Genomic DNA, 24,891 nt, shown 5'->3' on the forward strand with positions numbered 1-24,891 from the left:
TATTGGCAGATGATTCTGTGATTGCCGGGTTGGACTATTGGCGTGAACTGCCGATCAAGCAGCAGCCTGACTGGCCCGATTCGGATGCCGTCGGCCGCGCCAGCGCGCAGATCGCCTCGTTCCCTCCCCTCGTCTTCGCCGGCGAGGTCGACATCCTCCGTGAACGACTGGCCCGTGCGGCCAGCGGTGACGCCTTCCTGCTCCAGGGCGGCGACTGCGCCGAGACCTTCGCGGGTGCGACTGCCGACCAGATCCGCAATCGGGTGAAGACCCTCCTGCAGATGGCCGTCGTCCTCACCTACGGCGCGTCCATGCCTGTCATCAAGATGGGCCGGATGGCCGGCCAGTTCGCCAAGCCGCGATCGAGCGACACCGAGACTCGCGGGGACGTCACCCTTCCCGCGTACCGTGGCGACATCGTCAACGGCTACGACTTCACCCCTGAGTCCCGCCGTGCAGACCCGAACCGGCTCGTGCAGGGGTACCACACGGCAGCGTCGACGCTCAACCTGATCCGCGCGTTCACGCAGGGCGGATTCGCCGACCTGCGCCAGGTGCACAGCTGGAACAAGGGTTTCGCGTCGAACCCGGCGAACCACCGCTACGAGCAGCTTGCTCGCGAGATCGACAAGGCCATCCGTTTCATGGAGGCAGCAGGCGCCGACTTCGACGAGCTCAAGCGGGTCGAGTTCTACACGGCTCACGAGGCGCTGCTGATGGACTACGAGCGGCCGATGACGCGGATCGATTCCCGCACAGGGACGCCGTACAACACGTCATCGCACTTCATCTGGATCGGGGAGCGCACGCGCGACCTCGACGGAGCACACGTGGACTTCCTCTCCAGGGTACGCAACCCGATCGGTGTGAAGCTCGGCCCGTCGACCTCCGCCCAGGACATGCAGGATCTCATCGAGAAGCTCGACCCCGATCGCGAACCGGGGCGGCTCACGTTCATCACCCGCATGGGCGCAGGCAAGATCCGCGACGCGCTTCCGCCGCTCCTCGAAGCCATCAAGGCGTCAGAGGCGAACCCGCTCTGGGTGACCGATCCGATGCACGGAAACGGGATCACGACGCCGAACGGGTACAAGACCCGCCGGTTCGATGATGTCGTCGACGAGGTCAAGGGCTTCTTCGAGGCGCACCGCGCAGCGGGAACGCACCCGGGCGGCATCCACGTGGAGCTCACAGGGGACGACGTCACCGAGTGCCTCGGCGGATCCGAGCAACTCGACGAGGCGTCGCTCGCGACGAGGTACGAATCGCTGTGCGACCCGCGACTCAACCACATGCAGTCGCTCGAACTGGCGTTCCTCGTTGCAGAGGAACTCGGCAAGTAGGACCGACAGGCGAAGGCGCAGGGGCCGAGCCCCTGCGCCTTCGTCGTATGCCTCGGGTTACGGGGCTTCGAACAGGTACGCCGTGATCGTCACGGTCGATCCGCGCTTGAGGGACGTGCCTGCGACCGGGTCGGTGGCGTCGACGGTCAGCAGCGGGCTGCCCCAGTTCGGTTCGGCGATGTCGCTGACCACCTCGACGACGAAGCCCGCTTCTTCGAGCAGTTTCTTCGCGGCGGCCACGTTGTCGTCGATGACGTCGGGCACGTCGACGAGGTCGACACCCTTGGACACGACGAGGCTGACGGTGTCCGTCGGCCGGAGGGTGCCCTCTGGGAGCTTCGCAGAAATGACGAGGCCCTTGTCGATGGTGTCGCTGAACGCTTCGGCGACGTCCTCGGCGACGACGAGGCCGCTCTCGGTCAGTGCCGTCCGTGCAGCATCGGGGGAGAGCCCGACCACGTCGGGCACCGCGCCCGCCGAGACGACGAGGTCGACCGTCTCACCCTGGAGGATGGTTCCGCCTGCCGAGTAGTCCGTACCGCTGGCCGGGTCAATGGCCGATATCACGGCACCGGCCGCGACGTCGGCGTTGAACTGTTCGTCCACAGCGCCAAGCGTGAGCCTGTTGTCGGCGAGGAAGGTCTCGGCATCCGTCCTGGCCATGCCGGCGAGGGCAGGCACCTGGACCTCCTGCCGGCCGAGGGAGATGTTGATCGTGACCGTGCTGTCCTTGCCGACCTGGGTGCCTGACGCCGGGTCGGTGCTCGACACCAGCCCTGCGGCGACGTCGAAACTGTTCTCCTCGCCCTCGACCACTTTCAGACCGAGGTCGGTGAGCGTCTCCGTCGCCTCTTCCGGGGTCTGGCCGACGAGGCTCGGGATGAGCACCTGGGAGCCGGGACCGGCGCCGAAATACCAGCCGGTGCCCCCTGACACGGCGGCGAGCAGAAGCACGAGGGTGAGGATCCACCAGCCCTTCGCCCGGCGCTTCGCCGTCTTCGTGCGCAGTGCGCCGACCGCGTCGAGCGGGGCGACGGGGTCCGTCGACATGTTCGCGGAGGTGAGGGCCTGGGTGAACTCGGCGGTGTCGCTGATCGGCGCGGCCGCCGGCATGAGCATGGTCGGGTGGTGGGCTGTCGCAGCGCCACCGAAACCGAGCTGCTTCTCCACCTCCCGGAGGCGTTCGAGGAGTTCCCTGGCGTCGCTTGGGCGCTCGTCTGGCGACCGTTCGGTGGCCCACAGCACGAGATCGTCGAGCGGGTCTGGCACCGATGGGGTGACGACGCTCGGCCGGGGCACCGACTCGTTGGCGTGCTGGTAGGCGATCTGCATCGGCTGTTCGCCCTTGTAAGGCTGTTCTCCGGTGAGCATCTCGTACATCATGATGCCGAGTGCGTAGATGTCGCTCCTGGCGTCTGCGACGCCGCGGGTGACGAGCTCGGGGGAGAGATACGCGATCGTGCCGAGGAGCGACTGCCCGGTCGCGGTGTTCGCGCTGGCCGCGCGGGCCAGCCCGAAGTCGCTGATCTTGATCCGGCCGTCGTCGGCGAGGAGCACGTTCTCCGGTTTGAGGTCACGGTGGATGATGCCGGCGCGGTGTGCGGCAGCGAGGCCGCTGGTGACGGCGTCCATGATGTCGACCACCTGGCGTGGGGTCAGCTTGCCGTGGTCGCGGAGGAGGTCGCGGAGGGTGATCCCGGGCAGGTACTCCATCACGAGGTAGGCGAGGTCGGAGTCCTGTCCCTGGTCGAACACACTGACCACGTGCGGATCGGCCAGGCGTGCTGCCGACCTGGCCTCCTGGACGAAACGGTTCCGAAAGTTGCTGTCGTCGGCGAGATGCCCGTGCATGACCTTGATGGCGACGCGGCGTTCGAGACGACGGTCGGTGGCCAGGTAGACCGTTGCCATCCCGCCGCGCGCGATCCGCGATCGCACCTCATAACGGTCGTCGATGAGACGACCGATCATGGGGTCGGTCTGCTGGCTGGTGGTCACGCTTTGAATTGTATGGAGCGGCGTGCGTCGAACGCTGACAAAACACCGGCGGAGCCCGCAATGGCGCGAGATTCGTGACCGGATCGTGAGAAAGTCACGCGGGCGCCGTCACCGGCGAGGTCAACCCAGCTGGCTGAGCCAGGCGCGCGCCGACGTCTCCCACTTCGCATAGGCGTCAGGGTGACCAGATTTCTGGACGGCCTGCGCCGCTGCGGTGACAGACATCGAGGTCCAGCCCGGGATATCGAGCAGCCCAATCGTCAGGCCTGTGTTCGGGTTGGACGAGCCGCCGAAGAAGGCCTTGGTCGCCCTGACAGGGTCGAGCACCTGAGCCGGTGTTCCCCAGCCCTGACTCGGTCGCTGCTGGAACAGTCCGAGTGAATCCCGATCACCGAACTGCACGTTGCGCAGGCTGGACTCCTGTGCGGCAGCCGCGAGGGCGATCACGATTCCGGCGTCGCTCACCCCCAGGCTCCTGGCGGTCTGAACGATGATGAGGGCGTTCGCGGCCATCTCACTACTGAGCGGCGTCACAGCCCCGGCCGACGCGTGCGGGGTCGGAACCGGCGCCGCCGCAGGCGGCGAGACGGGGGCGGCCGCCTTCGGAGTTGCATGCGCACCGGCAGCGGGAATCACCAGGGACTGGCCGGGGTAGATGATGCTGGCCGAGCCGAGACCGTTGGCCGCGAAGATGGCCGAGATGCTCACACCATGTGATCCGGCGATGCCGCTCACGGTGTCGCCTGAGACGACGGTGTAACTCGTCGATGGCCCGGGTGCCGGCGCGGGGGCCGGTGCGGTTTTCGCCGCGGGTGGAGCCGGCGTCGCGGTCGCGCCGGTGAGTTTGAGGACCTGGCCAGGGAAGATCAGGCTGGACCAGCCGAGGCCGTTGAGGGCGAGGACGGATGCCGTGGCGAGGCCGAACCGGGACGCGATGGTCGAGACGGTGTCGCCAGAAGCCACCGTGTATTGGGCCGGGGGAGCCTGAACCGCTGCGGTTGCAACGGCCTGGGGTTTCGGGGCAGGGCTGGGCGCGCTCGACCTGGGCTTCGACGCGTGGGGCGAGGCGATCGCTTCAGACGGCAGGGCGATCTGCATGCTCGCGGCGAGGGAGCCGCTGAGGATGATCGGAAGCGTCAGGTTGCGCGCACGCTGGCGCACGTCGACCGCTGGCCGTGAGGTCGGTGTTCGTTGCGCCATTTAATGGCCCCCATTCGTGTGACATTCGACCCTCAGGGTGCCATACAGGCGCGGCGGGAGTCAATCACTGTGACTAATGAGGTTTGGCGTAACACAACCGAAACAATGCGCTGGGTCCGCCCGGCCGAGTCGACGTGTCACACTCGTACCGTGACACATGTGTATGCAGAACGACAGTGGCTGACCATCCCCGACCTGGTCGACAAGCTCGGCCTGACCCCCAGCAGGATCCGGCGCCTCGTGGAGGAGCGTCAGCTCCTCGCGGTGAAGATCGACGGTGTCCTCAGCGTCCCCGCCGACTTCCTCGACGAGGAGGACCTGCCGCTGAGCGAGTTGCGCGGGACCCTCTTCGTGCTCGCCGACGCGCGGTTCACCGATGACGAGGCCATGGAGTGGATGCTCAGCACCGAGGAAAGCCTCGGTGCCGCTCCGATCGACGCGTTGAGGGCCGGCCGGAAGGCCGAGGTCCGCCGCGTCGCGCAGGCCCTGGCCTGATCGACGTCCGACCGGTTGCGCGTCTCGCCTAGTACGTGCGGCGGGTGACGGCATCCGCCATCGTGTGCAGGCGGACGATCGCCTCGTCGGACAGCGGCGCCCCGTCCAGGGCGGCGCCGGCGGCGGCGACGTTCTCGGCGATCATCGCCTCCACCTTGTCGACCGCTCCTGAATCCCTGATGGTCGCCTGAAGCGAGGAGATCTGCTCAGGGGTGAGGTCCGGATCGCCGAGGAGCTCATCGAAGATCCGGCGAGCGGTCGGCGGCAGTGCCGCCCGGGTCAGGGCCACCAGGACCGTGCGCTTGCCTTCGAGGAGGTCGTCGCCGCTGGGCTTCCCCGTCACTGCCGCGTCCCCGAACACGCCGAGGAGGTCGTCGCGCAGCTGGAAGGCGATGCCGAGAGGCAGGCCGAAGGCGCGCAGTGCGGCCACCTGCTCATCGGTGCCTCCGCCGAGCAGGGCGCCGATCGCCAGCGGGCTCTCGATCGAGTACTTCGCGGACTTGTAGATGAGGACCTGGGTGGCACGGGCCAGCTGTTCGTCCTCGCCGTGGGTCCGCCACGCCCGCTCCTCGAGGATGTCGAGGTACTGTCCGGCCGTCACCTCCGAGCGCATGCGGACGAATTCGGATCGCGTGGCGCGTGCCACCTCGGGCGAGCAGTCGGAGAGGCCCTCGTCGAGCAGCTCGTCGCTCCAGCCGAGGAGGAGATCGCCGAACAGGATGGCTGCCGCCCGGCCGTACTGGTCGCCGTTGCCTGCCCAGCCCTGGACGCCATGCAGGGTTTCGAATCGCTTGTGAGCGGCAGGCGCACCGCGTCGAGTGTCCGAGTTGTCGATGATGTCGTCGTGGACGAGCGCGGCGGCGTGGAAGATCTCGAGGGATCCGGCCACGGAGACGATCGATCCGAGTGCGTCCTCCGACGAAACCGATGCGCCGGAAACGCTGTTCCAGCCCCAGTAGCAGAAGCTCGCCCTGAACCTCTTGCCACCGCTGAGAAACTCCCGAGAGAACAGGGAGAACGGGGCGAGGTCCGATCCGACCTGAGCGAGAATGGACTCCTGCGACGTCAGGAAAATGTCGATCCGCGACTGGACCAGATCGTTGAGGTTGACGGTTTCACTCACAGCGCTAGCCTAGCCATCTGAGCATGGCTAGAATTGCAGCGATGGACCTGCGTCGCACCCGAGTTGGAGGGGAACATCATGCCACTGTCTGAACAGGAGCAACGGCTTCTCGATGAGATGGAGCGCAACCTCTACCGCAACGACGCCGACTTCGTGTCGACTGTCGGAGACCGGCGGGGTCGCCCCACCTATCGAAGCATCGCGCTCGGAAGCGTCATCACCATCGTCGGTGCGATCGCCCTCGTCCTCGGAGTCGTCCTCCAGGCGCCCGTCGTCGGCATCGTCGGATTCGGTGTCATGCTCGCCGGCGTGATGGTCGCCATCACCCCGGGCAAGGTGAGCGCAGACGCCTCGGGCGATCGCGAAAGCTTCCCTGCCTCCGCCCAGAGTTCGACCAAGGGGTCCACGACGTTCATGGACCGGATGAACAACCGCTGGGACAAGCGCCAGGACGACCGCTAGGCGGACCCTCCACTTTCCACCCCACCGAACTCCACTTCCCACCCCGCACCACGCACACAGGGTCGACCACATGGTCGGCCCTTTTTTTGTGCCCGGAAACTCCCGCAAGGGATGCCGTGATGTCCGCCCTCGTTCGGTTGCGCCGCTTCACACCCATTTTCCTTCCCGGCTGCTCCATTTCCCTCCACCCTTCTCTGCGCCGCCATTCCGGGGGACAAGGCGCTCAGTTTGCCGATTTTCCCTGATATTCGTGGAATTGTGGTGCAAAGTGGAGTAAAGTGGAGAACACCTGAAGGTTGGCCGGAACGAGAGGGGGGACGTTGCGATGTTTCTTGGCACGTACGCCCCCAAGCTCGACGAAAAAGGCCGCATCATCCTGCCGGCCAAATTCCGTGACGAACTCGCAGGGGGAGTGGTGATGACCCGCGGCCAGGAACACTGCGTCTACGTGTTCAGCACCCGGGAGTTCGAGTCCCTCCACGAGAAGATCCGCCAGGCTCCTGTGACGAGCAAGCAGGCCCGCGACTACCTCCGCGTCTTCCTCTCCGGAGCAAGCGCTGAGACCCCCGACAAGCAGCACAGGGTCACCGTCCCCTCCACTCTCCGCAGCTACGCCGGCCTCAGCCGTGACCTCACGGTGATCGGCGCCGGTTCCCGCGCCGAGATCTGGGACACCGAAGCGTGGGAGACCTACCTGGCCGAACAGGAAGCCGCATTCTCAGACACCGCCGAGGAGGTGATCCCCGGACTCTTCTAGTCCCTGTGACCTGACTCCCAGCCGTTCACGCGCCCTGACACACTTCCCCGGTGCCAGGTCGGAATGGATGGGGATCAGGCCACACGGCCTCTCCGGACACATCATGGAACTCGACAACATCCACACCCCCGTCATGCTCGACCGTTGCATCGAGCTGCTCGGCCCGGCCATCGGCCGCCCGGGCGCCGTCCTCGTCGACGCCACCCTCGGAATGGGCGGCCACGCCGAGGCGTTCCTCGAGCGCTTCCCCGATCTCGTCCTCGTCGGCCTTGATCGCGACCTCGACGCCCTGGCGATCGCCGAGGAGCGGCTCAAGCGATTCACCGGACGGTTCCACCCCGTGCACACGGTCTACGACGGCATCCGCGAGGCACTCGACGGCCTCGGGATCGCTGAGACCAGCGGAATCCTGTTCGACCTCGGTGTCTCATCCCTCCAGCTCGACCGCGTCGACCGTGGCTTCTCCTACTCTCAGGACGCTCCGCTCGACATGCGAATGGACGCGACGAGCGAGCTGACGGCTGCACACATCCTCGCCACATACCGCGAAGGCGACCTCCGTCGCATCTTCGAGGACTACGGCGAGGAGAAACTGGCCGGCAGGTACGCCCGCAAGATCATCGAGGCACGCGCTGTCGAACCGATCACCAGGTCCGGCCAGCTCGTCCAGCTGCTGCAGGAAGCCACCCCTGCAGCCGTGTCACGAGCAGGTCACCCGGCGAAGCGGGTCTTCCAGGCTCTCAGGATCGAAGTGAACACCGAGCTCAGCGTGCTCAGGACGGCCATCCCCGCCGCCCTCGACACGCTCGAGGTGGGCGGCCGCATCGTCGTGCTCTCCTACCAGTCGCTCGAGGACCGCATCGTCAAGCGCGACCTGCAGGCCGCTGCGGCGTCGACCTCACCGGCCGACCTGCCCGTCGAGCTGCCCGAACACTCAGCCCGCTTCAAGCTCCTCGTCAGGGGAGCCGAGCTGGCCACAGACGCTGAAAAGGCACGGAACCCGCGCGCAACACCCGTCCGGCTGCGCGCGGCTGAACGACTGAAGTTGAGGAACACATGAGCGCGACAGCAGTTCACGACCACCTGGCGTTCGCACCCGCTCCACGGGAACACGCGCCCCGACCGGTCCGCGCCGTCCCGGCGACAGCAGCACGCAAGGCCCGACCGAAGCTGGCATACGCCGTCGTCGCGGTCTCCGGTGTCCTCGTCATGGTCGTCGTGCAGCTGCTCCTCAGCGTCGGCCTGAGCCAGGGCGCCTACGAGATCTCGTCGCTCCAGCGCGAGCAGACCACGCTCGGCTGGCAGCAGCAGTCGGTGTCAGACGACCTCCTCGAGGTGTCGTCACCCCAGTACATCGCCGCGAACGCCCAGGCACTCGGCATGGTCATCAACGGCACCCCTGCCTACCTGCGCCTGTCTGACGGCGCGGTCATCGGCGTTCCTGCGGCGGCCACTGCTCAGACCGAGATCCCGGTCGGGGCTTCGACCCTCGTCGCCAACTCGCGGATCGACGGCGTACCACTGGTGACCGTTCCTGGTGCGAGCGTGGAACCGGATGCCGGGAACACGGGCGTGGCAACCGGCGACGAGCCGGTCGCGCCCATATCGTTGGAAAACGGCATTCCCGCGCCCCAGACCCGCTAGGCGCCTGATTCCCGGATGTCACGGTTCAAAGGACGACGCGTGGTGAAGCACTCACTTTCGACACGACGGCGGGTGACCGTCGCGATCCTCTGTGTCGTCGTGATCGTCGGTGCCTTCGTGGTCCGGCTCGTCGACATCCAGGTCGTCAGGGCCAACCAGCTCGTCACGGCCTCCCTGTCGAAGACGAGCGGCGCAGGCACGATCTACGCGCCTCGGGGCAACATCGTCGACACCAACGGCGTCCTGCTCGCCGGCAGCGTCACCCTGTTCGACGTCACCATCTCACCGAAAGACGTCGACGACGTCAGCCGCACAGACGAGAACGGCGACAAGGTCACCGTGCCTGTCGCTGACGCCCTCGCCGAAGTCGCCGCCATCACCGGTCAGAAGGCCGCTGACCTCCAGACGGTCGTCGATGACGCCCTGGCGCAGGATGCCTCGGCGAACTTCGCCTACCTCGCCCGCGGGGTCGACTACGAGACCTACCAGGCGCTGAACGAGCTGAAGAAGCAGGGCACGTGGTGGATCTACACCCAGCAGACCTCGGGGAGGACCTATCCGAACGGTGCCGTCGCCGGGAGCATCCTCGGCTACGTCGGCAGCGACAACAGCGGGCTCGGCGGTCTGGAGATCGCCCAGGACTCCTGCCTCACCGGTGAGAACGGCCAGCAGGCCTTCCAGCGCAGCAAGGACAACGTCGCGCTGCCGGGGACGACGGTCGTCACCAAGGAGGCCAAGCCGGGTGGAGAGCTGAAGCTCACCATCGACAGCGACCTGAACTGGTACCTCCAGCAGCTCGTCGCCTCGCAGGTCCAGGCACAGGGCGCGCAGTGGGGGACCATCACGGTCACAGAGGCGAAGACCGGCAAGATCCGTGCCATCGCCGAGGCCCCGTCCCTCGACCCCAACGACATCTCGGCGACGCCGGCGGACGGTCGCCGGTCGTACGTGTTCCAGAACCGGTTCGAACCGGGCTCGGTGTTCAAGCCGCTCACGGCGGCATCCCTCATCGACGCCGGCCTCGCCACCCCTGCGTCCCAGGTCGTCGCCGACTACCGATACCACCCGGAGAACGGGGCAAGCATCAAGGATGCCCTGCCGCACGAACGCCAGCAGCTGACCCTCGCCGGGGTACTCCAGACCTCGTCGAACACGGGCACCAGCCAGCTCGGCGAGAAGCTCAGCCCCGAGAAGCGGTACGACTATCTCGACGCCTTCGGGATCGGCCACAAGAGTGTCATCGGTTTCCCGGGGGAGCAGCAGGGCACGCTGCACCCGTGGCAGGAGTGGGACAACCAGACCTACTACACCACCATGTTCGGCCAGGGTGTCGACGTCACCGGCATCGAACTCGCCGGCGCCTACCAGGCACTCGCGAACAAGGGTGAGAAGCTCCCGCTCCAGCTGATCGAGGGCTGCACGTATCCCGACGGCACCGTCACCGAGGTGCCAGAAACCCCCGAACCCGTGCGGATCGTGTCCGAGAAAGCCGCCCTGGAGACCCTCGGGATGATGGAGACCGTCGTGACCGAGGGGTTCTGGTCCGAACAGCTCGAGATCCCCGGCTACCGGGTCGCAGCGAAGTCCGGAACCGGTGAGCAGATCATCGCCGGTATACTTCAAGACACGTTCTTCTCATCGATGGCCGGAGCATTTCCGGCAGACGACCCCGAGTACGTGGTGACCGTGACACTCAAGGATCCGCTCTACAAGCGCTCGAGCGCCGCAGCGGCACCCGTGTTCAAAGAGGCCGTCCTCCAGGTGATCAAGAAGTACGGCATCCCGCCGTCGTCCACCCCAGGCGCGGACTACCCGGGCACCTACTAACCCATGCGCGCGGGACCATTCACACTCGCGCAGGCCGCACAGACCCCGTCGTGCCGGAAAGACATTTTTTCATGATTCGTTTGACCCTGTCCGAGATCGCCGACCGGCTGTCCGGTAGCATCCACCCCTCGGGAACCGACGCCTCAGGCGACACCGTCGTCAGTGGCCCCGTCGAGACCGACTCCCGCGAGATCGTGCCTGGAGGCGTCTTCGTGGCCAAGCGCGGCGACGACACCGACGGACACCTCTTCGTCGGAGCTGCCGTCGAACGAGGGGCAGCCCTCGCCGTCGTCGAGCACCCGGTCGGCGACGCCGTCGCGCAGATCGTCGTCGAGGATGCCGTCACGGCGCTGGGCGAGCTCGCCCGATTCGTCGTGGAACGCGTGCGTGCCGCAGGCGACCTCACGGTCATCGGGATCACCGGATCCAACGGCAAGACGACCACCAAGAACATGCTCGAAGCCATCCTCTCCGCCGAGGGCGAGACGGTGGCGCCGATCCGCTCCTTCAACAACGCCGTCGGGGCCCCGACGACCATGCTCAGGGCGACGGAGTCGACCAGGTTCCTCATCGTCGAAATGGGGGCAAGCGGCATCGGCGACATCGCCAGGCTCGTCGCCATGGCGAAGCCTGACATCGGTGTCGTCCTCAAAGTCGGGCTTGCCCACGCCGGCGGTTTCGGCGGGATCGAGTCGACGCTGCGGGCGAAGACCGAAATGGTGACGGATCTCGCCGACGGCGCCGTCGCCGTCCTCAACTCCGACGACCTCCGGGTCGAGTCGATGGCGGACAAGACCCGCGCCAGGGTGCTCCGCTTCGGCCAGGAGGACGTCGCAGACGTCCGTGCGACCCTGGTGTCCGGGTCCAGGACGGGAACGACGTTCACCGCGCAGGTGCCGGGGGAGGATCCGGTTCAGATCCGGCTTCGCGTCCTCGGCGAGCATCACGTGATGAACGCGCTTGCCGCGATCGCCGTCGCACACACCCTCGGCGTCCCTCTCGCTCGTGCAGCAGCTGCGCTCGAAACCCTCACCAGGGCCGAGCGCTGGAGGATGGAAGTCCTCGGCGGGCGCGACGACGTCACGATCATCAACGACGCGTACAACGCCAGCCCCGACTCGATGTCGGCCGCCATCAAGACACTCGCGCAGATCGCGGAGCCGGGAAAGCGGACCATCGCCGTCCTCGGGGCGATGAGCGAACTCGGCGAGTACTCCGGCGAGGAACATGATCGCATCGGGCTCCAGCTCGTCCGTCTCAACATCTCCCGCCTCGTCGTCGTGGGTGCCGAGGCCCGCCGGATGCACATCAGCGCCATCAACGAAGGCTCGTGGGACGGCGAGAGCGTGTACTTTGGCGATATGGATGCGGCCTACGACTATCTCGCTGCAGAGCTCACCCCGGGGGACACGGTGCTCGTGAAATCCTCCAACTCTGCGAAACTGCGATTCCTGGGCGACCGATTAGGAGAACTGTTCTCGTGGTAGCACTTCTCACGGCCGGCGCCCTCGCGATGGCCTTCTCGCTCTTCCTCACCCCGCTCTTCGTGCGCCTGTTCAAGAAGCTCGAGTGGGGCCAGTTCATCCGCGACGACGGACCGAAGTCCCACCACGCGAAGCGCGGAACGGCGACGATGGGCGGGATCGTCATCATCGCGGCCACCCTGTTCGGATTCTTCACGGCGATGCTCATCACCGGTGACGCGATCAGCGTGTCTGCGCTGCTCGTGCTGTTCATGATGGTCGGGCTCGGCATCGTCGGCTTCATCGACGACTTCACCAAGACGCGTAAACAGCGGAGCCTCGGGCTCGGCGGCTGGGCGAAGATCTTCGGGCAGGTCGTCGTCGCGGTGAGCTTCGGCATCCTCGCCATCAGCTTCCCAAGCCCTGAGTCCATCACCCCTGCGTCGACCGCGATCTCGCTGACCCGCGATCTGCCCCTCGACTTCCTGATCCTCGGCCCGGTCATCGGCGTCGTCCTGTACCTGTTGTGGACGAGCTTCATCGTCACCGCGACCTCGAACGGAGTCAACGTCACCGACGGACTCGACGGGCTCGCCACCGGTGCGTCCATCCTGGCGATCGGGTCGTACATCGTCATCGGGTTCTGGCAGTACAACCAGTCCTGCTTCGGATCCGCCCTCGCCGAGGAGGTGGCGTACAAGTGCTACGAAGTCCGCGATCCTCTGGCGCTGGCGATCGTCGCAGCCGCGATCTGCGGTTCGCTCATCGGCTTCCTCTGGTGGAACACGTCGCCGGCGTCGATCTTCCTCGGTGACACCGGTTCGCTCGCCCTCGGTGGTGCCCTCGCCGCTCTCGCGATCCTCACCCGCACCGAACTGCTCCTCCTCCTGATTGGTGGCCTGTTCGTGATCGAGACCGGCTCGGTGATCGTCCAGCGTGCGTACTTCAAGATCACCCGCGGCAAGCGCATCTTCCGGATGAGCCCCATCCACCACCACTTCGAACTCAAGGGCTGGGCCGAGATCACTGTCGTCGTCCGGTTCTGGATCGTCGGGGGCCTCCTCGTGGCCGCCGGAGTGGGGACCTTCTACCTCGAATGGATCCTGAGATAGCACCATGACGAACCGACTGGACACCCTGACCAGCTGGCACGCCGATTGGACGGGACTCCGCGTGGGAGTCCTCGGCCTCGGCGTGACCGGATTCTCGGTCGCAGACACCCTCGCTGAGCTCGGCGCAGACGTCCTCGTGGTCGCCTCGGCGGCCGGGGACGACCGCGCAGGACTCGTCGACGTGATCGGCGCCAGGCTGGTGCAGAGCGACCTCGCCGAAGCCCCTGCAGAGCTCATCGACCACCGCCCGGATGTGCTCGTGGTGTCGCCCGGTTTCGTGCCCACCCATCCGATCCTCGGCTGGGCCAGAGACACCGGTATCCCGGTCTGGGGCGACGTCGAGCTCGCCTGGCGGGTTCGCGACAAGGTCGGTACCCCGGCCGAGTGGATCCTCGTCACAGGGACCAACGGCAAGACCACGACCGTGCAGCTCACGGCAGCCATGCTCGCCGAGTCCGGCCTCCGCGTCGCGCCGTGCGGCAACATCGGTGTGCCCGTCCTCGACGCCATCCGGGACCCCCAGGGATTCGACGTGCTCGTGGTCGAGCTGTCGAGTTACCAGTTGCACTACCTCGGCGGGCAGGCCGGTCCTGACAAGGTCACCCCATTCTCGAGCGTGTGCCTCAACATCGCAGACGACCACCTCGACTGGCACGGCTCGCTCGAGGCGTACATCGACGCCAAGGCCGAGGTGTACTCCCGCACGCGGGTGGCCTGCGTCTACAACCGGTCAGACGCGGTGACCGAGGAAATGGTCAGGCGAGCCGACGTCCAGGAGGGCGCCCGCGCCATCGGCTTCGGGCTCGGCGTCCCAGGACCGAGCGATCTCGGCATCGTCGAAGGCATCCTCGTCGACCGTGCCTTCCTCGAGGAGCGGTTCACCTCTGCACTCGAACTGACGACGATCGACGAACTCACCGGTGTCGGGCTCGCCGCCCCGCACATCGTCGCCAACATCCTCGCGGCAGCCGCCCTCGCGCGGTCCTTCGGCGTGACGCCTGCCGACATCCGCCAGGCACTCCTCGGCTTCGCCCTCGATGCGCACCGCATCCAGCTCGTCCTCACCGCAGGCGGCGTCGGCTGGGTCAACGACTCCAAGGCCACGAACCCGCACGCGGCGGATGCCTCCCTGCGCGCGTACCCCTCTGTCGTCTGGATCCTCGGAGGGCTGCTCAAAGGGGTCGACGTCGGCGAGCTGGTCTCCCGGCACGCCGACAGGCTTCGCGGCGCCGTGATCATCGGCATCGACCGTGTCGCCGTCCGCGCCGCATTCCAGCGACACGCCCCTGAGGTCCCGGTCTTCGAGGTGCAGGCGGATGACACTGAAGACGTCATGACGGAGGCCGTCGAACTGGCGTCAGCACTGGCTGCATCCGGCGATGTCGTCCTCCTGGCTCCGGCCGCGGCATCCATGGACCAGTTCGCGGATTACGCCGAACGGGGCAGACGATTCACCGAGGCCGTGCAGCAACGATGGGGAGGGTTGAACGATGAGCGCCCCGACGACCAGCCGCCCGCGTAGCGACGACGGCGCAACCTCCTCCCGCATCTCACTCGGCCGCGTGCTGACCGCCCAGTCACGCAACTACATGCTCGTGCTCGGCACGACGCTCTTCCTCGTCGCAGTCGGACTCGTGATGGTGCTGTCATCGTCCTCAGTCGACTCGTTCCTCGACAACAAAGGATTCTTCGGCGGGTTCTGGAAACAGGCCACGTACGCCGTCGTCGGCATCCCGATGATGCTCGTCATCAGCAGGGTCCCCGTGCGGTTCTGGAAGCGCTGGGCCTGGCTTGCCCTGGCCGGCGCGCTCGTGCTGCAGCTGCTCGTCTTCACTCCGCTCGGCATCGCCGAAGGCGGTAACCGCAACTGGATCGCGGTCGGCCCGATCAGCGGCCAGCCGTCCGAGCTGCTCAAGCTCGCCCTCGCCCTTTGGCTCGGTGCCGTCCTCGGCAGGAAGATGCACCTCCTGGCCGACTGGAAGCACGCACTCATTCCTGTCGTCCCCATCGCCGTGCTCTCTCTCGGGCTCGTCCTCGCCGGTCACGACCTCGGAACAGTCGTCATCATGGCCGGCATCGTCATCGGGGCGATGTTCTTCGCCAACGTCAGGCTCCGCTTCCTCGCCGTCCCCGTGCTCGGCGGGCTTCTGCTCTTCTTCGTCATGGCCGTGATCAGCCCCAACCGGATGGCACGGATCATGACGTTCCTCGACGAGGAATGCCTCGACTACGAGAACCTCTGCTGGCAGCCGCTGCACGGCACGTGGGCGCTGGCCAACGGGGGAGTGTTCGGTCTCGGACTCGGCAACTCCCGTGAGAAGTACTCGTGGCTGCCTGCAGCGAGCAACGACTACATCTTCGCCATCATCGGCGAGGAACTCGGCCTGATCGGGGCCGTCGTCGTCCTGGTGATGTTCGTCCTGCTCGCCGTCGCCTTCGTCCGGGTCATCCGTTCGAGCACCGACCCATTCGTCCGCATCGCCACAGGCGCCATCATGGTCTGGATCATCGGACAGGCCTTCGTGAACATCGGAGTCGTCCTCAGACTCCTCCCCGTGCTCGGCGTCCCCCTACCGTTCATCTCTGCAGGAGGAACCGCTCTCTTGACCTCGCTCGCCGCCATCGGAATCGTGCTCTCGTTCGCCAGGGAGCAGACCGCCCCCCGTCGGATCTCCGACGATTGGAGCCGGTCGTGACCTGCTACCTCCTCGCAGGCGGAGGGACAGCCGGGCACGTCAACCCGCTGCTCGCCGTCGCCGACGCCATCACCGAACGCGAACCGGATGCCACGGTGCACGTGCTCGGGACGAAGGAAGGCCTCGAGGCGCGCCTCGTGCCCGCCCGCGGGTATGACCTCCTCACCATCGCCAAACTGCCCTTCCCGCGCCGGATCAACCGGAAGGCCCTGAGCTTCGGATCCCGGTTCTCGGCCGCCGTCCGCGAGATCACCGCGATGATCGCAGAGCACAAGGTCGATGTCGTCGTCGGATTCGGCGGATACGCCGCAGCCCCCGCCTACCTGGCCGCGCGCCGGGCAGGCATCCCGCTCGTCGTCCACGAGGCCAACGCGAAACCGGGCCTCGGCAACCGCCTCGGCGCCCGCTTCACCCGGTTCGTCGGCGTGGCCTTCCACGGGACACGGCTCCGTCACTCCCGATTCGTCGGGATGCCGCTGCGCCGGGAGATCGAACGTCTCGACCGGGACGCCGCCAGGCCCGAGGCCCGCGAACTCTTCGGCCTGGCCAAAGACCGCAGGACGCTCCTCGTCACAGGGGGGTCGCTCGGCGCCAGGCGCGTGAACGAGACCGTGTTCGCCGCCAGGCAGGCGATCATCGATGCGGGGTACCAGATCCTCCACGTCACCGGCGACCGCTCCGAACTCACCGATCCTGGGACACCGCACTACGTCATGCTGCCGTACTGCGACCGGATGGACCTCGCCCTCGCTGTCGCGGACTTCGCGGTCTCGCGGGCGGGCGCAGCAACTGTGTCTGAGCTCTCCGCCCTCGGCATCCCCGCAGCATACGTGCCGTACCCGGTCGGGAACGGCGAACAGCGGTACAACGCGGCAGACGCGGTCAACGCGGGCGGTGCCGTGATCGTGCTCGACGCCAAATTCACTCCCGAGTGGATCGAGTCCTCCCTCGTTCCCCTCCTCACCGACCGGATGCGGGTGCAGGACATGGCCGTCCAGTCCCGGCTGATGGGCACCCTCGAGGGGTCGGCCAGAATGATCGACCTCGTCCACGAAGCCATCGCAGCGCGCTGACGTTCAGCCACGTGCGTTATAACTGAACATTCAGCGGAACCAGCAACACAGAACAGAGAGACACCCAGCGTGATCAAACCCGACTTCAGCATCGAGATCCCTGACGACCTCGGCACCGTGCACTTCGTCGGGATCGGAGGGTCCGGGATGAGCGGCATCGCCCGCCTGTTCCTCGGCGCAGGGCACACCGTCACCGGGTCAGACGTGCGCGACTCCGCCAACATCGAAGCGCTGCGGGAACTCGGCGCGACGATCAGCATCGGTCACGACGCCGCAAACGTCGGCGACGCAGACACCCTCGTCGTCACGAGCGCCCTCTGGCCGACCAACCCCGAGTACGTGCTCGCCCAGGAACGCGGGCTTCCCGTACTGCACCGCTCGCAGGCCCTCGCCTGGTTGATCAACAAACAGCGGCTCGTCGCCGTCGCCGGCGCGCACGGCAAGACCACGTCCACCGGCATGATCGTCACAGGACTGCTCGGCCTGTCCGAGAGCCCCAGCTTCGTCAACGGGGGCGTGATCGAGTCGCTCGGCGTGTCCAGCGCCCAGGGCACGGGTGACCTGTTCGTCGTCGAAGCGGACGAATCCGACGGCTCCTTCCTGCTGTACGACACCGCCGTCGCGCTGATCACCAACGTCGACGCCGACCACCTCGACCACTACGGCTCGCTCGACGCGTTCGACGACGCCTTCGTCGCCTTCGCCCAGAAGGCATCCGAACTCGTCGTCATCTCCTCAGACGACCCGGGGGCAGTCCGGGTCACCGCCAAGATCGACGGTCCGCGCGTCCTCACGTTCGGTGAGGCCGCAGAGGCCGACGTTCGGGTCCACTCGATCACCACGGAGGGGCCCGTGTCGTTCGTCGTGAGCTTCGAGGGGCAGGACAACGGCGCCACCCTGCGCGTTCCAGGTCGTCACAATGCCATCAACGCCGCCGGTGCGTTCGCCGTGCTCGTCGGGCTCGGGTTCGGAGCGGCGGAGTCGCTCGCGGTCATCGCTGAATTCGGTGGGACGGAGCGACGGTTCGAGCTGCACGGAACCGTCGACGGTGTCAGCGTGTTCGACGATTACGCCCACCACCCGACCGAGGTCGCCGCGGCACTCTCCGCAGCTCGGACGGTCGTCGGCGATGGACGAATCATCGCCGTCCACCAGCCGCACCTCTACAGCCGTACCCGCCTGATGGCAGGCGAGTTCGCCGAGACTCTGGAATCGCACGCAGACCAGACCATCGTGCTCGACGTCTACGGCGCGCGTGAGGACCCGGAACCCGGCGTGACGGGTGCACTGGTCTCGGATCGGTTCACGGATGCCTCAAAGGTCGCGTTCATCTCCGACTGGCAGCAGGCGGCGGACTACGTGGCGTCGATCGCGAAGCCTGGAGACTATGTGATCACCCTCGGCTGCGGTGACGTCTACCGGATCGTTCCGCAGCTGCTCGGCTCACTCAGCGCCACCAGGGACTAACCGATGAAACGGCCCTCAGGGTTCACCCCGCAGCGACCGTCTACACCGGAGCCAACCACCAGCGAGCCAGAGCGCCATGCGCGTTCGGGCGACGCCGACCGGATCGCCGCGGAAAGGAACCGGACGGCGAAGGAGCCGGAACTCACCGCGCCGATCCCGTTCACCGTTGCTCCCGCCTCCCCTGTGCGCACTCCGGGCCTCCGCGAGGCCCGCAAGCAGCGCAAGCGGGTCGAGCGTGCAGAGGTCAAGCGCTTCACCGCCCACTCCCGTCGTCGCAGGCGCACCTGGCTGATCGTGGTCGGCGGCGTCGTCGGGCTCGCGCTGCTCGCCTGCGCCCTCGCGTACACTCCGATCCTCTCGGTGAGGACCATCCAGGTCGAGGGTGCCGAACGGGTGAGTTCTGACGCCATCGTCGCCGACCTCGCTGGTCAGCTCGGCTCGCCCTTCCCCATGGTCGACGAGAGCGCCATCAAGGCCGCCCTCGTGACCTATCCGCTCATCGAGTCATACTCGGTCGAAGCGCGTCCGCCGAGCACGCTGGTGGTGCGACTCGTCGAACGCACTCCCGTCGGCGCGGTGGCAACAGGAGACGGCTTCACGATCGTCGACGCGGCAGGGGTGGTCATCGAATCCGGGCCCAACCGCCCCGCGACCTTCCCGCTGATCGCGGTCGACGGGGGAATCGAGGCGGACGGCTTCACACCGGCGGCCGAAGTGCTGCGCGCGCTGCCAGACGATTTGTTCGCCAGGGTGGATTCCGTCACCGCGACGACGACGGACGATGTGCGGTTCACGTTGCGGGACAGCGACACCACCGTTGTCTGGGGGAGTGCGGAAGAGGCAGGGCTCAAGGCCTACACCCTCACTGCGCTCATGAAGGCCCAGCCCGGTTTCGATGAGTACGACGTCAGCTCGCCGAGCGTCGCCGTCGTCCGCTAGCTCCCAGCGGATCGAATTCAGCCCAGACTTCGCGACACGCGGGGTGCGCTCCCGCATGCGACGGGGTCTGCGCATAACGTCGGGTTCAAGAAATGCATACTGAGCATAACTTTAAACCTTAACCTGAGGTTGAGGGTTCTTTCCACCGGAGGCCGGACGTGACTACAAACCAGAACTACCTTGCCGTGATCAAGGTCGTCGGCATTGGCGGCGGCGGCGTCAACGCCGTCAATCGAATGATCGAACTCGGCCTTCGCGGCGTCGAGTTCATCGCCATCAACACCGACGCCCAGGCGCTGCTCATGAGCGACGCCGACGTGAAGCTCGACGTCGGACGCGAAATCACCAGGGGCCTCGGAGCAGGTGCGGACCCCGAGGTGGGCCGCCGCGCAGCCGAGGACCACGCCGAGGAGATCGAAGAGGCACTCGCCGGTGCCGACATGGTCTTCGTCACAGCGGGTGAGGGTGGAGGAACCGGCACAGGTGGTGCCCCCGTCGTCGCCAGGATCGCCAAGTCCATCGGCGCACTCACCATCGGTGTGGTGACCAAGCCCTTCGGCTTCGAAGGCCGTCGCCGTCAGGCGCAGGCCGAGCTCGGCGTCGCCAAGCTCAAGGAAGAGGTCGACACCCTCATCGTCGTGCCGAACGACCGCCTTCTGGAGATCAGCGACCGCGGCATCAGCATGCTCGAGGCGTTCTCCACCGCCGACCAGGTGCTGCTCGCCGGTGTCCAGGGCATCACGGACCTCATCACGACGCCCGGATTGATCAACCTCGACTTCGCCGACGTGAAGAGCGTCATGCAGGGAGCCGGCTCCGCCCTCATGGGCATCGGGTCCTCCCGTGGCGCCGACCGTGCCATCAAGGCCGCCGAGCTCGCTGTCGCCTCACCGCTGCTCGAGGCAAGCATCGAGGGTGCCCACGGTGTGCTGCTCTCGATCCAGGGCGGGTCGAACCTCGGAATCTTCGAGATCAACGACGCGGCCAGACTCGTGCAGGAAGCCGTCCACCCCGAAGCCAACATCATCTTCGGTGCCGTCATCGACGACACCCTGGGTGACGAGGTCAGGGTCACCGTCATCGCCGCCGGCTTCGACGGTGGAGAGCCGCCGTCGCGCCAGGGTGAATCGGCTCGCGACGCCGTGATCAGCTCAGGCGGCATCCAGACCAGCGCCCCGGCCGCCGCTGCGACAGCCGCTGCTGTCGGCGGCAGCGACACAGCCGCAGGCGGCGCGGTGCTGACCGAGACGGCTCAGACCTGGAAGGTCACGGAGGAATCCCTCGCGACCCCTCCGGTGACGGCCGACCCGGCATTCGCTGACGAGGACGAACTCGATATCCCCGACTTCCTCAAGTAGGAATGCCGAACGACGACGAACAGGCGCTCGACCAGCTTTCGCTGGCCGGGCGCCTGGCGCGTATCCGTGCCGCCGTCGCGGATGCCGCGTCAGACGCGGGCAGGGACGCAACCGGGATCACGACGATCGTCGTGACGAAGTTCCATCCGGTCGGTCTGATCAGGGACCTGCACCGGCTCGGGGTCCTCGACGTGGGGGAGAACCGGCACCAGGAGGCAGCGGCCAAGGCGGCTGACCTCGCCGATCTCCACGATCTGACCTGGCATTTCGTCGGGCAGCTGCAGTCGAAGAAGGCTCGCCAGGTGGCCGCATACGCCGACGTGGTGCATTCGATAGACAGGCAGGTGCTTGTCGACGCCCTCAGCGCGCCACGGGAGGCGCCACTGGACTGCTTCGTGCAGGTGAACCTCACGACCGATCCCGGCCGCGGTGGCGTGGCGCCCGTCGAGCTCGAGCCGCTTGTCGAAAGCGTGCTCGCCACTCCGGCGCTTCGTCTCCTGGGCGTCATGGCCGTCGCCCCACTCGGGGAGGAGCCGCTCGCCGCATTCGCGCGGTTGCGTGGAATGTCCGACCGCGTCCGCGCGCTCGATCCGGCCGCAGACAGGATCTCGGCCGGAATGTCCCACGACTTCCGCGAAGCCATCGCCGAAGGCGCGACACACCTTCGGATTGGGACCGCAATCACGGGTAACCGGCCGTCACCCGGTTAATCTCATAGAAGTAGGAACCGCACAAACGGAGGTAGCGATGTCCAACCCGCTGAAGAAGACCATGGTCTACCTTGGCCTCGCAGATGATGATCTCGAGTACGAGGAGCAGTCGAACGCCGCCCCCGCCGCGCCCGCTGCGTCGAACACGCACAACGCGTCGCACGCGAACACGCAGGGACCGACGCCGGTGCAGAACCGCGCTCCGGTGACCCCACTGCGTCGCCCGACGGCGACCAAGCAGGCAGCCCCTGCCGAACTCAACGAGATCCTCACGGTGCACCCCAAGCAGTACCGCGACGCACAGGTCATCGCCGAGACGTTCCGTGACGGTGTCCCCGTCATCATCAACCTCTCGCAGATGAGCGAAGGAGACGCGAAGCGCCTCATCGACTTCGCCAGCGGCCTCTCCCAGGGACTGTACGGAAAGATCGAACGAGTCACCAGCAAGGTGTTCCTGCTCTCCCCGGCGCACGTCGCCGTGCTCGGTGATGCCGGCGGAGCTGCGTCAGACGCAGAGTCCACCTTCTTCGCTCAGCAATAATTGACGGGTGGACTCCGTTCTTTCGCTTCTCCGAGGCATCCTGTATTTCGCCCTCCTGCTGTATTTCTTCGTCATGTGGGCCCGATTCGGTCTTGACCTCGTCCGATCCTTCAAGCCGCGCTGGCGGCCCAGGGGATTCGGACTGGTCGCAGCCGAACTCGTGTTCTCGCTGACGGACCCTCCGATCCGGTTCTTCCGGCGCATCCTCCCGCCGGTGCGGATCGGAGCCTTCGCCCTCGACTTCGGCTGGAGCATCACCATGCTGTGCGTCATCATCGCGATGACACTGGTGAATCTGCTCCTGCGCTGATGCGTGAGGCGGGGTATCCTGTAACCCACGTGCCCGACCAGTCGAAATTCCAGCAGACCGCTGCGAGGATTTGCTAGCGTAGGCACGTCCATACGAGCTCAAACAAGTAAGAGGTGGGAAGCCATGGCGCTAACTCCGGAAGACGTCGTCAACAAGCAGTTCCAGCAGACCAAGTTCCGCGAGGGCTACGACCAGGACGAAGTTGATGACTTCCTGGACGAGGTGGTCGTCGAGCTTCGCCGCCTGCTCCAGGAGAACACGGAGCTGAAGGCACGTCTCGAGGGTTCCGACACCGGTGAAGCCCGCACGGCAGAGCCCGTCGCAGCCGCAGCCGCTCCTGCAGAGGTGGCCCCGTCGCCCGTCGCCGCTCCCGTGGAGACGCCCGTCACCCCGTCGGCAGTTGCCGACGACTCCGAGTCCTCATCGAGCCTGCTCCAGCTGGCTCGCCGCCTGCACGACGAGCACGTCCGTGAAGGCGCCGAGAAGCGCGATGCCCTCGTCGCTGAGGGTCACGCCACCGCGGCGCGCGTCGTCGCCGAGGCCGAGGCCAAGCAGCGCGCACAGATGAAGATCCTCAACGACGAGAAGTCCGCTCTCGAAGAGAAGATCGACGGACTCCGGATCTTCGAACGCGAGTACCGCCAGAAGCTGCGCGGCTACATCGAAGGTCAGCTGAAGGAACTGGACGCCAACGGCGGTCCGGCAGCGCAGGGCACCGGCTCCGGCTATGTGACCAGCGAAAAGTCCAACGCTTAAGGTCTTGCCGAAAAAACCTGCTGGTTCTCCCAGTGTGCGGGCGCTCGTCGTCGTGGCCGTCATCGCGGTCACGGCGCTTGCGCTCGATCAGTTCACGAAGTACCTCGTCGTCTCCAACCTGCCGCTCGGCGAGCAGGTGAAGGTTCTTGGCGATCTGCTCATTCTGCAGTTCGTCAAGAACCCGGGGGCGGCGTTCTCGCTTGCCGCAGGCAGCACCTGGATCTTCTCGATCCTGGCGACCGCCGTCACGGTGGCGATCATCGTCTTTGCGCGCAGGATCCGGTCCATCGGCTGGGCCGTCGTCTTCGGGCTTCTCCTCGGTGGCGTGCTCGGCAACCTCACCGACCGGCTGTTCCGCGAACCGTCGTTCGGCCTCGGTCATGTCATCGACTTCATCTCCACACCGTGGATGATCCCGGCGATCTACAACATCGCCGACATCTGCATCGTCGTCAGCATGGGGTTGTTCATCATCCTCACGATCAGGGGAATCAACCTGGACGGGACGAGGACGGTGTCCTCGAAGGATGCCGACGCCTCAGTCGCTGAAGGCGAAGGCGCTGAGGGCGAAGGCGCTGAAGACCAGGCCGCTGAGGCGCCGAAGGGGGAGACCCCGGCCGGTTCCGTCGAAGCCGCCCCCCTGGCAGGCTCTCCGGCCGACCACCCCGCCGAGCCGCGCCGGTCGGACGCCTGATGGAGTCCCGCAGCCTGCCCGTCCCCGACGGGCTCGAGGGCTCGCGCGTCGATGCCGGTCTCGCCAAGGTGCTCGGCTTCTCGCGGAGCTTTGCCGCAGAAGTCGCCGAAGCCGGTGGCGTCACGATCGACGGCCAGCAGGCGGGCAAATCCGACCGCCTTCACGCCGGAAGCTGGCTCGAAGTGAGCTGGACGCCGAAACAGGAACCGGTGATCGTCCCCGTCGTCGTCTCCGACCTCACCGTCGTGCATGACGACGACGACATCATCGTGATCAACAAGCCCATCGGCGTCGCCGCGCACCCGTCGGTCGGCTGGACCGGTCCGACCGTCCTCGGGGCCCTCGCCGGCGCCGGATACACCGTCTCGACGTCCGGTTCCGCCGAGCGCGCAGGTATCGTCCACAGGCTCGACGTCGGAACGACGGGGCTCATGGTCGTCGCCAAGAGCGAGCGCGCGTACACGCAGCTCAAGCGGGCGTTCCACGACCGTGAGGTCGACAAGGTCTACCACGCGGTCGTCCAAGGTCACCCTGACCCGCTTGCAGGCACGATCGACGCGCCGATCGGGCGGCATCCCCGCCACGATTGGAAGTTCGCGGTGACGGCGGACGGCAAACCGTCGATCACGCACTACGAGACCGTGGAGGCGTTCCCCAGTGCCTCGCTACTCGAGATCCACCTGGAGAGCGGCAGGACCCATCAGATCCGGGTCCACATGGCCGCCCAACGGCATCCGTGCGTCGGCGACCCGCTGTACGGCAGCGACCCGACGCTCGCCGCGCGACTGGGCCTCACCAGGCAGTGGCTGCACGCTGCCCAGCTCTCGTTCACCCACCCGGGCTCGGGCGACTGGGTCACCTACGATGCGGCATACCCGGCTGACCTCCAGCACGCCCTCGATGTCCTCCGTGAGGATTAGGCT

At 66.6% G+C, this 24,891-nt stretch carries 24 protein-coding genes; 21 read left to right on the top strand and 3 right to left on the bottom strand.

Going from position 1 to position 24,891, the window contains the following annotated elements:
- The first annotated feature begins 17 nt into the window (after window positions 1-17).
- Complete coding sequence (locus AC1M0F_RS01030) at window positions 18-1,343, top strand: class II 3-deoxy-7-phosphoheptulonate synthase (RefSeq protein ID WP_480237335.1); 1,326 nt, start codon at window positions 18-20, stop codon at window positions 1,341-1,343.
- A gap of 57 nt (window positions 1,344-1,400) precedes the next feature.
- Here the strand turns inward: AC1M0F_RS01030 and pknB are convergent, their stop codons facing one another.
- Together pknB and AC1M0F_RS01040 are read right to left on the bottom strand one after the other, a co-directional pair.
- Window positions 1,401-3,341, bottom strand: coding sequence for a Stk1 family PASTA domain-containing Ser/Thr kinase (gene pknB / locus AC1M0F_RS01035; RefSeq protein ID WP_480236352.1), 1,941 nt, complete (start codon window positions 3,339-3,341; stop codon window positions 1,401-1,403).
- Window positions 3,342-3,461: 120 nt separating this feature from the next.
- The gene (locus tag AC1M0F_RS01040) at window positions 3,462-4,541 is read right to left on the bottom strand and encodes a LysM peptidoglycan-binding domain-containing protein (protein ID WP_480236353.1); all 1,080 of its coding nucleotides are present in this window, start codon (window positions 4,539-4,541) and stop codon (window positions 3,462-3,464) included.
- A 150-nt stretch (window positions 4,542-4,691) separates the two neighbouring features.
- Here AC1M0F_RS01040 and AC1M0F_RS01045 point away from each other — a divergent pair, with 150 nt between their 5' ends.
- On the top strand, window positions 4,692-5,036 hold the full coding sequence (locus tag AC1M0F_RS01045) for an Rv2175c family DNA-binding protein (RefSeq protein WP_480236354.1): 345 nt from the start codon (window positions 4,692-4,694) through the stop codon (window positions 5,034-5,036).
- Between the two features lie 28 nt (window positions 5,037-5,064).
- Here AC1M0F_RS01045 and AC1M0F_RS01050 read toward each other — a convergent pair whose 3' ends face one another.
- On the bottom strand, window positions 5,065-6,159 hold the full coding sequence (locus AC1M0F_RS01050) for a polyprenyl synthetase family protein (protein WP_480236355.1): 1,095 nt from the start codon (window positions 6,157-6,159) through the stop codon (window positions 5,065-5,067).
- A gap of 78 nt (window positions 6,160-6,237) precedes the next feature.
- Here AC1M0F_RS01050 and AC1M0F_RS01055 point away from each other — a divergent pair, with 78 nt between their 5' ends.
- The 19 genes from AC1M0F_RS01055 (at window position 6,238) to AC1M0F_RS01145 (ending at window position 24,888) form a co-directional block, all read left to right on the top strand.
- Window positions 6,238-6,621, top strand: a complete 384-nt coding sequence (locus AC1M0F_RS01055; RefSeq protein WP_480236356.1) for a DUF3040 domain-containing protein — start codon at window positions 6,238-6,240, stop codon at window positions 6,619-6,621.
- Between the two features lie 325 nt (window positions 6,622-6,946).
- Entirely contained in the window at window positions 6,947-7,378 is a 432-nt protein-coding gene (mraZ, locus tag AC1M0F_RS01060; RefSeq protein WP_480236357.1) for a division/cell wall cluster transcriptional repressor MraZ, read from the top strand.
- Window positions 7,379-7,481: 103 nt separating this feature from the next.
- Complete coding sequence (rsmH, locus tag AC1M0F_RS01065) at window positions 7,482-8,438, top strand: 16S rRNA (cytosine(1402)-N(4))-methyltransferase RsmH (RefSeq protein WP_480237336.1); 957 nt, start codon at window positions 7,482-7,484, stop codon at window positions 8,436-8,438.
- Complete coding sequence (ftsL, locus tag AC1M0F_RS01070) at window positions 8,435-9,022, top strand: cell division protein FtsL (protein ID WP_480236358.1); 588 nt, start codon at window positions 8,435-8,437, stop codon at window positions 9,020-9,022. Before rsmH ends, ftsL begins: the two co-directional genes overlap by 4 nt.
- A 42-nt stretch (window positions 9,023-9,064) precedes the next feature.
- On the top strand, window positions 9,065-10,849 hold the full coding sequence (locus AC1M0F_RS01075) for a peptidoglycan D,D-transpeptidase FtsI family protein (protein ID WP_480236359.1): 1,785 nt from the start codon (window positions 9,065-9,067) through the stop codon (window positions 10,847-10,849).
- Between the two features lie 71 nt (window positions 10,850-10,920).
- Window positions 10,921-12,336: a UDP-N-acetylmuramoyl-tripeptide--D-alanyl-D-alanine ligase gene (locus AC1M0F_RS01080; RefSeq protein ID WP_480236360.1), complete on the top strand. Its 1,416-nt coding sequence runs from the start codon at window positions 10,921-10,923 to the stop codon at window positions 12,334-12,336.
- A complete protein-coding gene (gene mraY / locus AC1M0F_RS01085; protein WP_480236361.1) occupies window positions 12,330-13,424 on the top strand; it encodes a phospho-N-acetylmuramoyl-pentapeptide-transferase in 1,095 nt (364 codons plus the stop codon). The genes AC1M0F_RS01080 and mraY overlap by 7 nt, the downstream gene beginning before the upstream one ends.
- Before the next feature lie 4 nt (window positions 13,425-13,428).
- Window positions 13,429-14,946, top strand: coding sequence for a UDP-N-acetylmuramoyl-L-alanine--D-glutamate ligase (gene murD / locus AC1M0F_RS01090; RefSeq protein WP_480236362.1), 1,518 nt, complete (start codon window positions 13,429-13,431; stop codon window positions 14,944-14,946).
- Window positions 14,915-16,120: a putative lipid II flippase FtsW gene (ftsW, locus tag AC1M0F_RS01095; RefSeq protein WP_480236363.1), complete on the top strand. Its 1,206-nt coding sequence runs from the start codon at window positions 14,915-14,917 to the stop codon at window positions 16,118-16,120. Before murD ends, ftsW begins: the two co-directional genes overlap by 32 nt.
- Complete coding sequence (locus tag AC1M0F_RS01100) at window positions 16,117-17,193, top strand: UDP-N-acetylglucosamine--N-acetylmuramyl-(pentapeptide) pyrophosphoryl-undecaprenol N-acetylglucosamine transferase (RefSeq protein WP_480236364.1); 1,077 nt, start codon at window positions 16,117-16,119, stop codon at window positions 17,191-17,193. The genes ftsW and AC1M0F_RS01100 overlap by 4 nt, the downstream gene beginning before the upstream one ends.
- 69 nt (window positions 17,194-17,262) lie before the next feature.
- On the top strand, window positions 17,263-18,660 hold the full coding sequence (gene murC / locus AC1M0F_RS01105; protein WP_480236365.1) for a UDP-N-acetylmuramate--L-alanine ligase: 1,398 nt from the start codon (window positions 17,263-17,265) through the stop codon (window positions 18,658-18,660).
- Window positions 18,661-18,663: 3 nt separating this feature from the next.
- The gene (locus AC1M0F_RS01110) at window positions 18,664-19,599 is read left to right on the top strand and encodes a cell division protein FtsQ/DivIB (RefSeq protein ID WP_480236366.1); all 936 of its coding nucleotides are present in this window, start codon (window positions 18,664-18,666) and stop codon (window positions 19,597-19,599) included.
- 158 nt (window positions 19,600-19,757) lie between these two features.
- Window positions 19,758-20,957, top strand: coding sequence for a cell division protein FtsZ (gene ftsZ, locus AC1M0F_RS01115; RefSeq protein WP_480236367.1), 1,200 nt, complete (start codon window positions 19,758-19,760; stop codon window positions 20,955-20,957).
- Between the two features lie 2 nt (window positions 20,958-20,959).
- A complete protein-coding gene (locus AC1M0F_RS01120) occupies window positions 20,960-21,667 on the top strand; it encodes a YggS family pyridoxal phosphate-dependent enzyme (RefSeq protein ID WP_480236368.1) in 708 nt (235 codons plus the stop codon).
- 37 nt (window positions 21,668-21,704) lie between these two features.
- Window positions 21,705-22,208, top strand: coding sequence for a cell division protein SepF (locus AC1M0F_RS01125; protein WP_480236369.1), 504 nt, complete (start codon window positions 21,705-21,707; stop codon window positions 22,206-22,208).
- 7 nt (window positions 22,209-22,215) lie between these two features.
- Window positions 22,216-22,518 carry a YggT family protein gene (locus tag AC1M0F_RS01130; RefSeq protein ID WP_480236370.1) on the top strand — a complete coding sequence of 101 codons (303 nt, stop codon included), beginning with the start codon at window positions 22,216-22,218 and terminating at the stop codon, window positions 22,516-22,518.
- A gap of 123 nt (window positions 22,519-22,641) precedes the next feature.
- Window positions 22,642-23,274 (top strand): DivIVA domain-containing protein, encoded by a 633-nt coding sequence (locus AC1M0F_RS01135; protein WP_480236371.1) that lies wholly within the window; start codon window positions 22,642-22,644, stop codon window positions 23,272-23,274.
- Between the two features lie 4 nt (window positions 23,275-23,278).
- Window positions 23,279-23,968 (top strand): signal peptidase II, encoded by a 690-nt coding sequence (gene lspA / locus AC1M0F_RS01140; protein WP_480236372.1) that lies wholly within the window; start codon window positions 23,279-23,281, stop codon window positions 23,966-23,968.
- The gene (locus AC1M0F_RS01145; protein WP_480236373.1) at window positions 23,968-24,888 is read left to right on the top strand and encodes an RluA family pseudouridine synthase; all 921 of its coding nucleotides are present in this window, start codon (window positions 23,968-23,970) and stop codon (window positions 24,886-24,888) included. The genes lspA and AC1M0F_RS01145 overlap by 1 nt, the downstream gene beginning before the upstream one ends.
- Window positions 24,889-24,891 lie beyond the last annotated feature (3 nt).

It is taken from the genome of Mycetocola sp. Y719 (assembly GCF_056713205.1).

Bases quoted from the DNA above. Each gene is read 5' to 3' on its own strand.
- AC1M0F_RS01145 (WP_480236373.1), top strand. From the start codon at position 23,968: ATGGAGTCCCGCAGCCTGCCCGTCCCCGACGGGCTCGAGGGCTCGCGC.
- murD (WP_480236362.1), top strand. From the start codon at position 13,429: ATGACGAACCGACTGGACACCCTGACCAGCTGGCACGCCGATTGGACG.
- AC1M0F_RS01125 (WP_480236369.1), top strand. From the start codon at position 21,705: ATGTCCAACCCGCTGAAGAAGACCATGGTCTACCTTGGCCTCGCAGAT.
- AC1M0F_RS01120 (WP_480236368.1), top strand. From the start codon at position 20,960: ATGCCGAACGACGACGAACAGGCGCTCGACCAGCTTTCGCTGGCCGGG.
- AC1M0F_RS01110 (WP_480236366.1), top strand. From the start codon at position 18,664: ATGAAACGGCCCTCAGGGTTCACCCCGCAGCGACCGTCTACACCGGAG.
- rsmH (WP_480237336.1), top strand. From the start codon at position 7,482: ATGGAACTCGACAACATCCACACCCCCGTCATGCTCGACCGTTGCATC.
- AC1M0F_RS01080 (WP_480236360.1), top strand. From the start codon at position 10,921: ATGATTCGTTTGACCCTGTCCGAGATCGCCGACCGGCTGTCCGGTAGC.
- AC1M0F_RS01055 (WP_480236356.1), top strand. From the start codon at position 6,238: ATGCCACTGTCTGAACAGGAGCAACGGCTTCTCGATGAGATGGAGCGC.
- mraZ (WP_480236357.1), top strand. From the start codon at position 6,947: ATGTTTCTTGGCACGTACGCCCCCAAGCTCGACGAAAAAGGCCGCATC.
- AC1M0F_RS01040 (WP_480236353.1), bottom strand. From the start codon at position 4,541: ATGGCGCAACGAACACCGACCTCACGGCCAGCGGTCGACGTGCGCCAG.
- ftsW (WP_480236363.1), top strand. From the start codon at position 14,915: ATGAGCGCCCCGACGACCAGCCGCCCGCGTAGCGACGACGGCGCAACC.
- AC1M0F_RS01135 (WP_480236371.1), top strand. From the start codon at position 22,642: ATGGCGCTAACTCCGGAAGACGTCGTCAACAAGCAGTTCCAGCAGACC.
- ftsL (WP_480236358.1), top strand. From the start codon at position 8,435: ATGAGCGCGACAGCAGTTCACGACCACCTGGCGTTCGCACCCGCTCCA.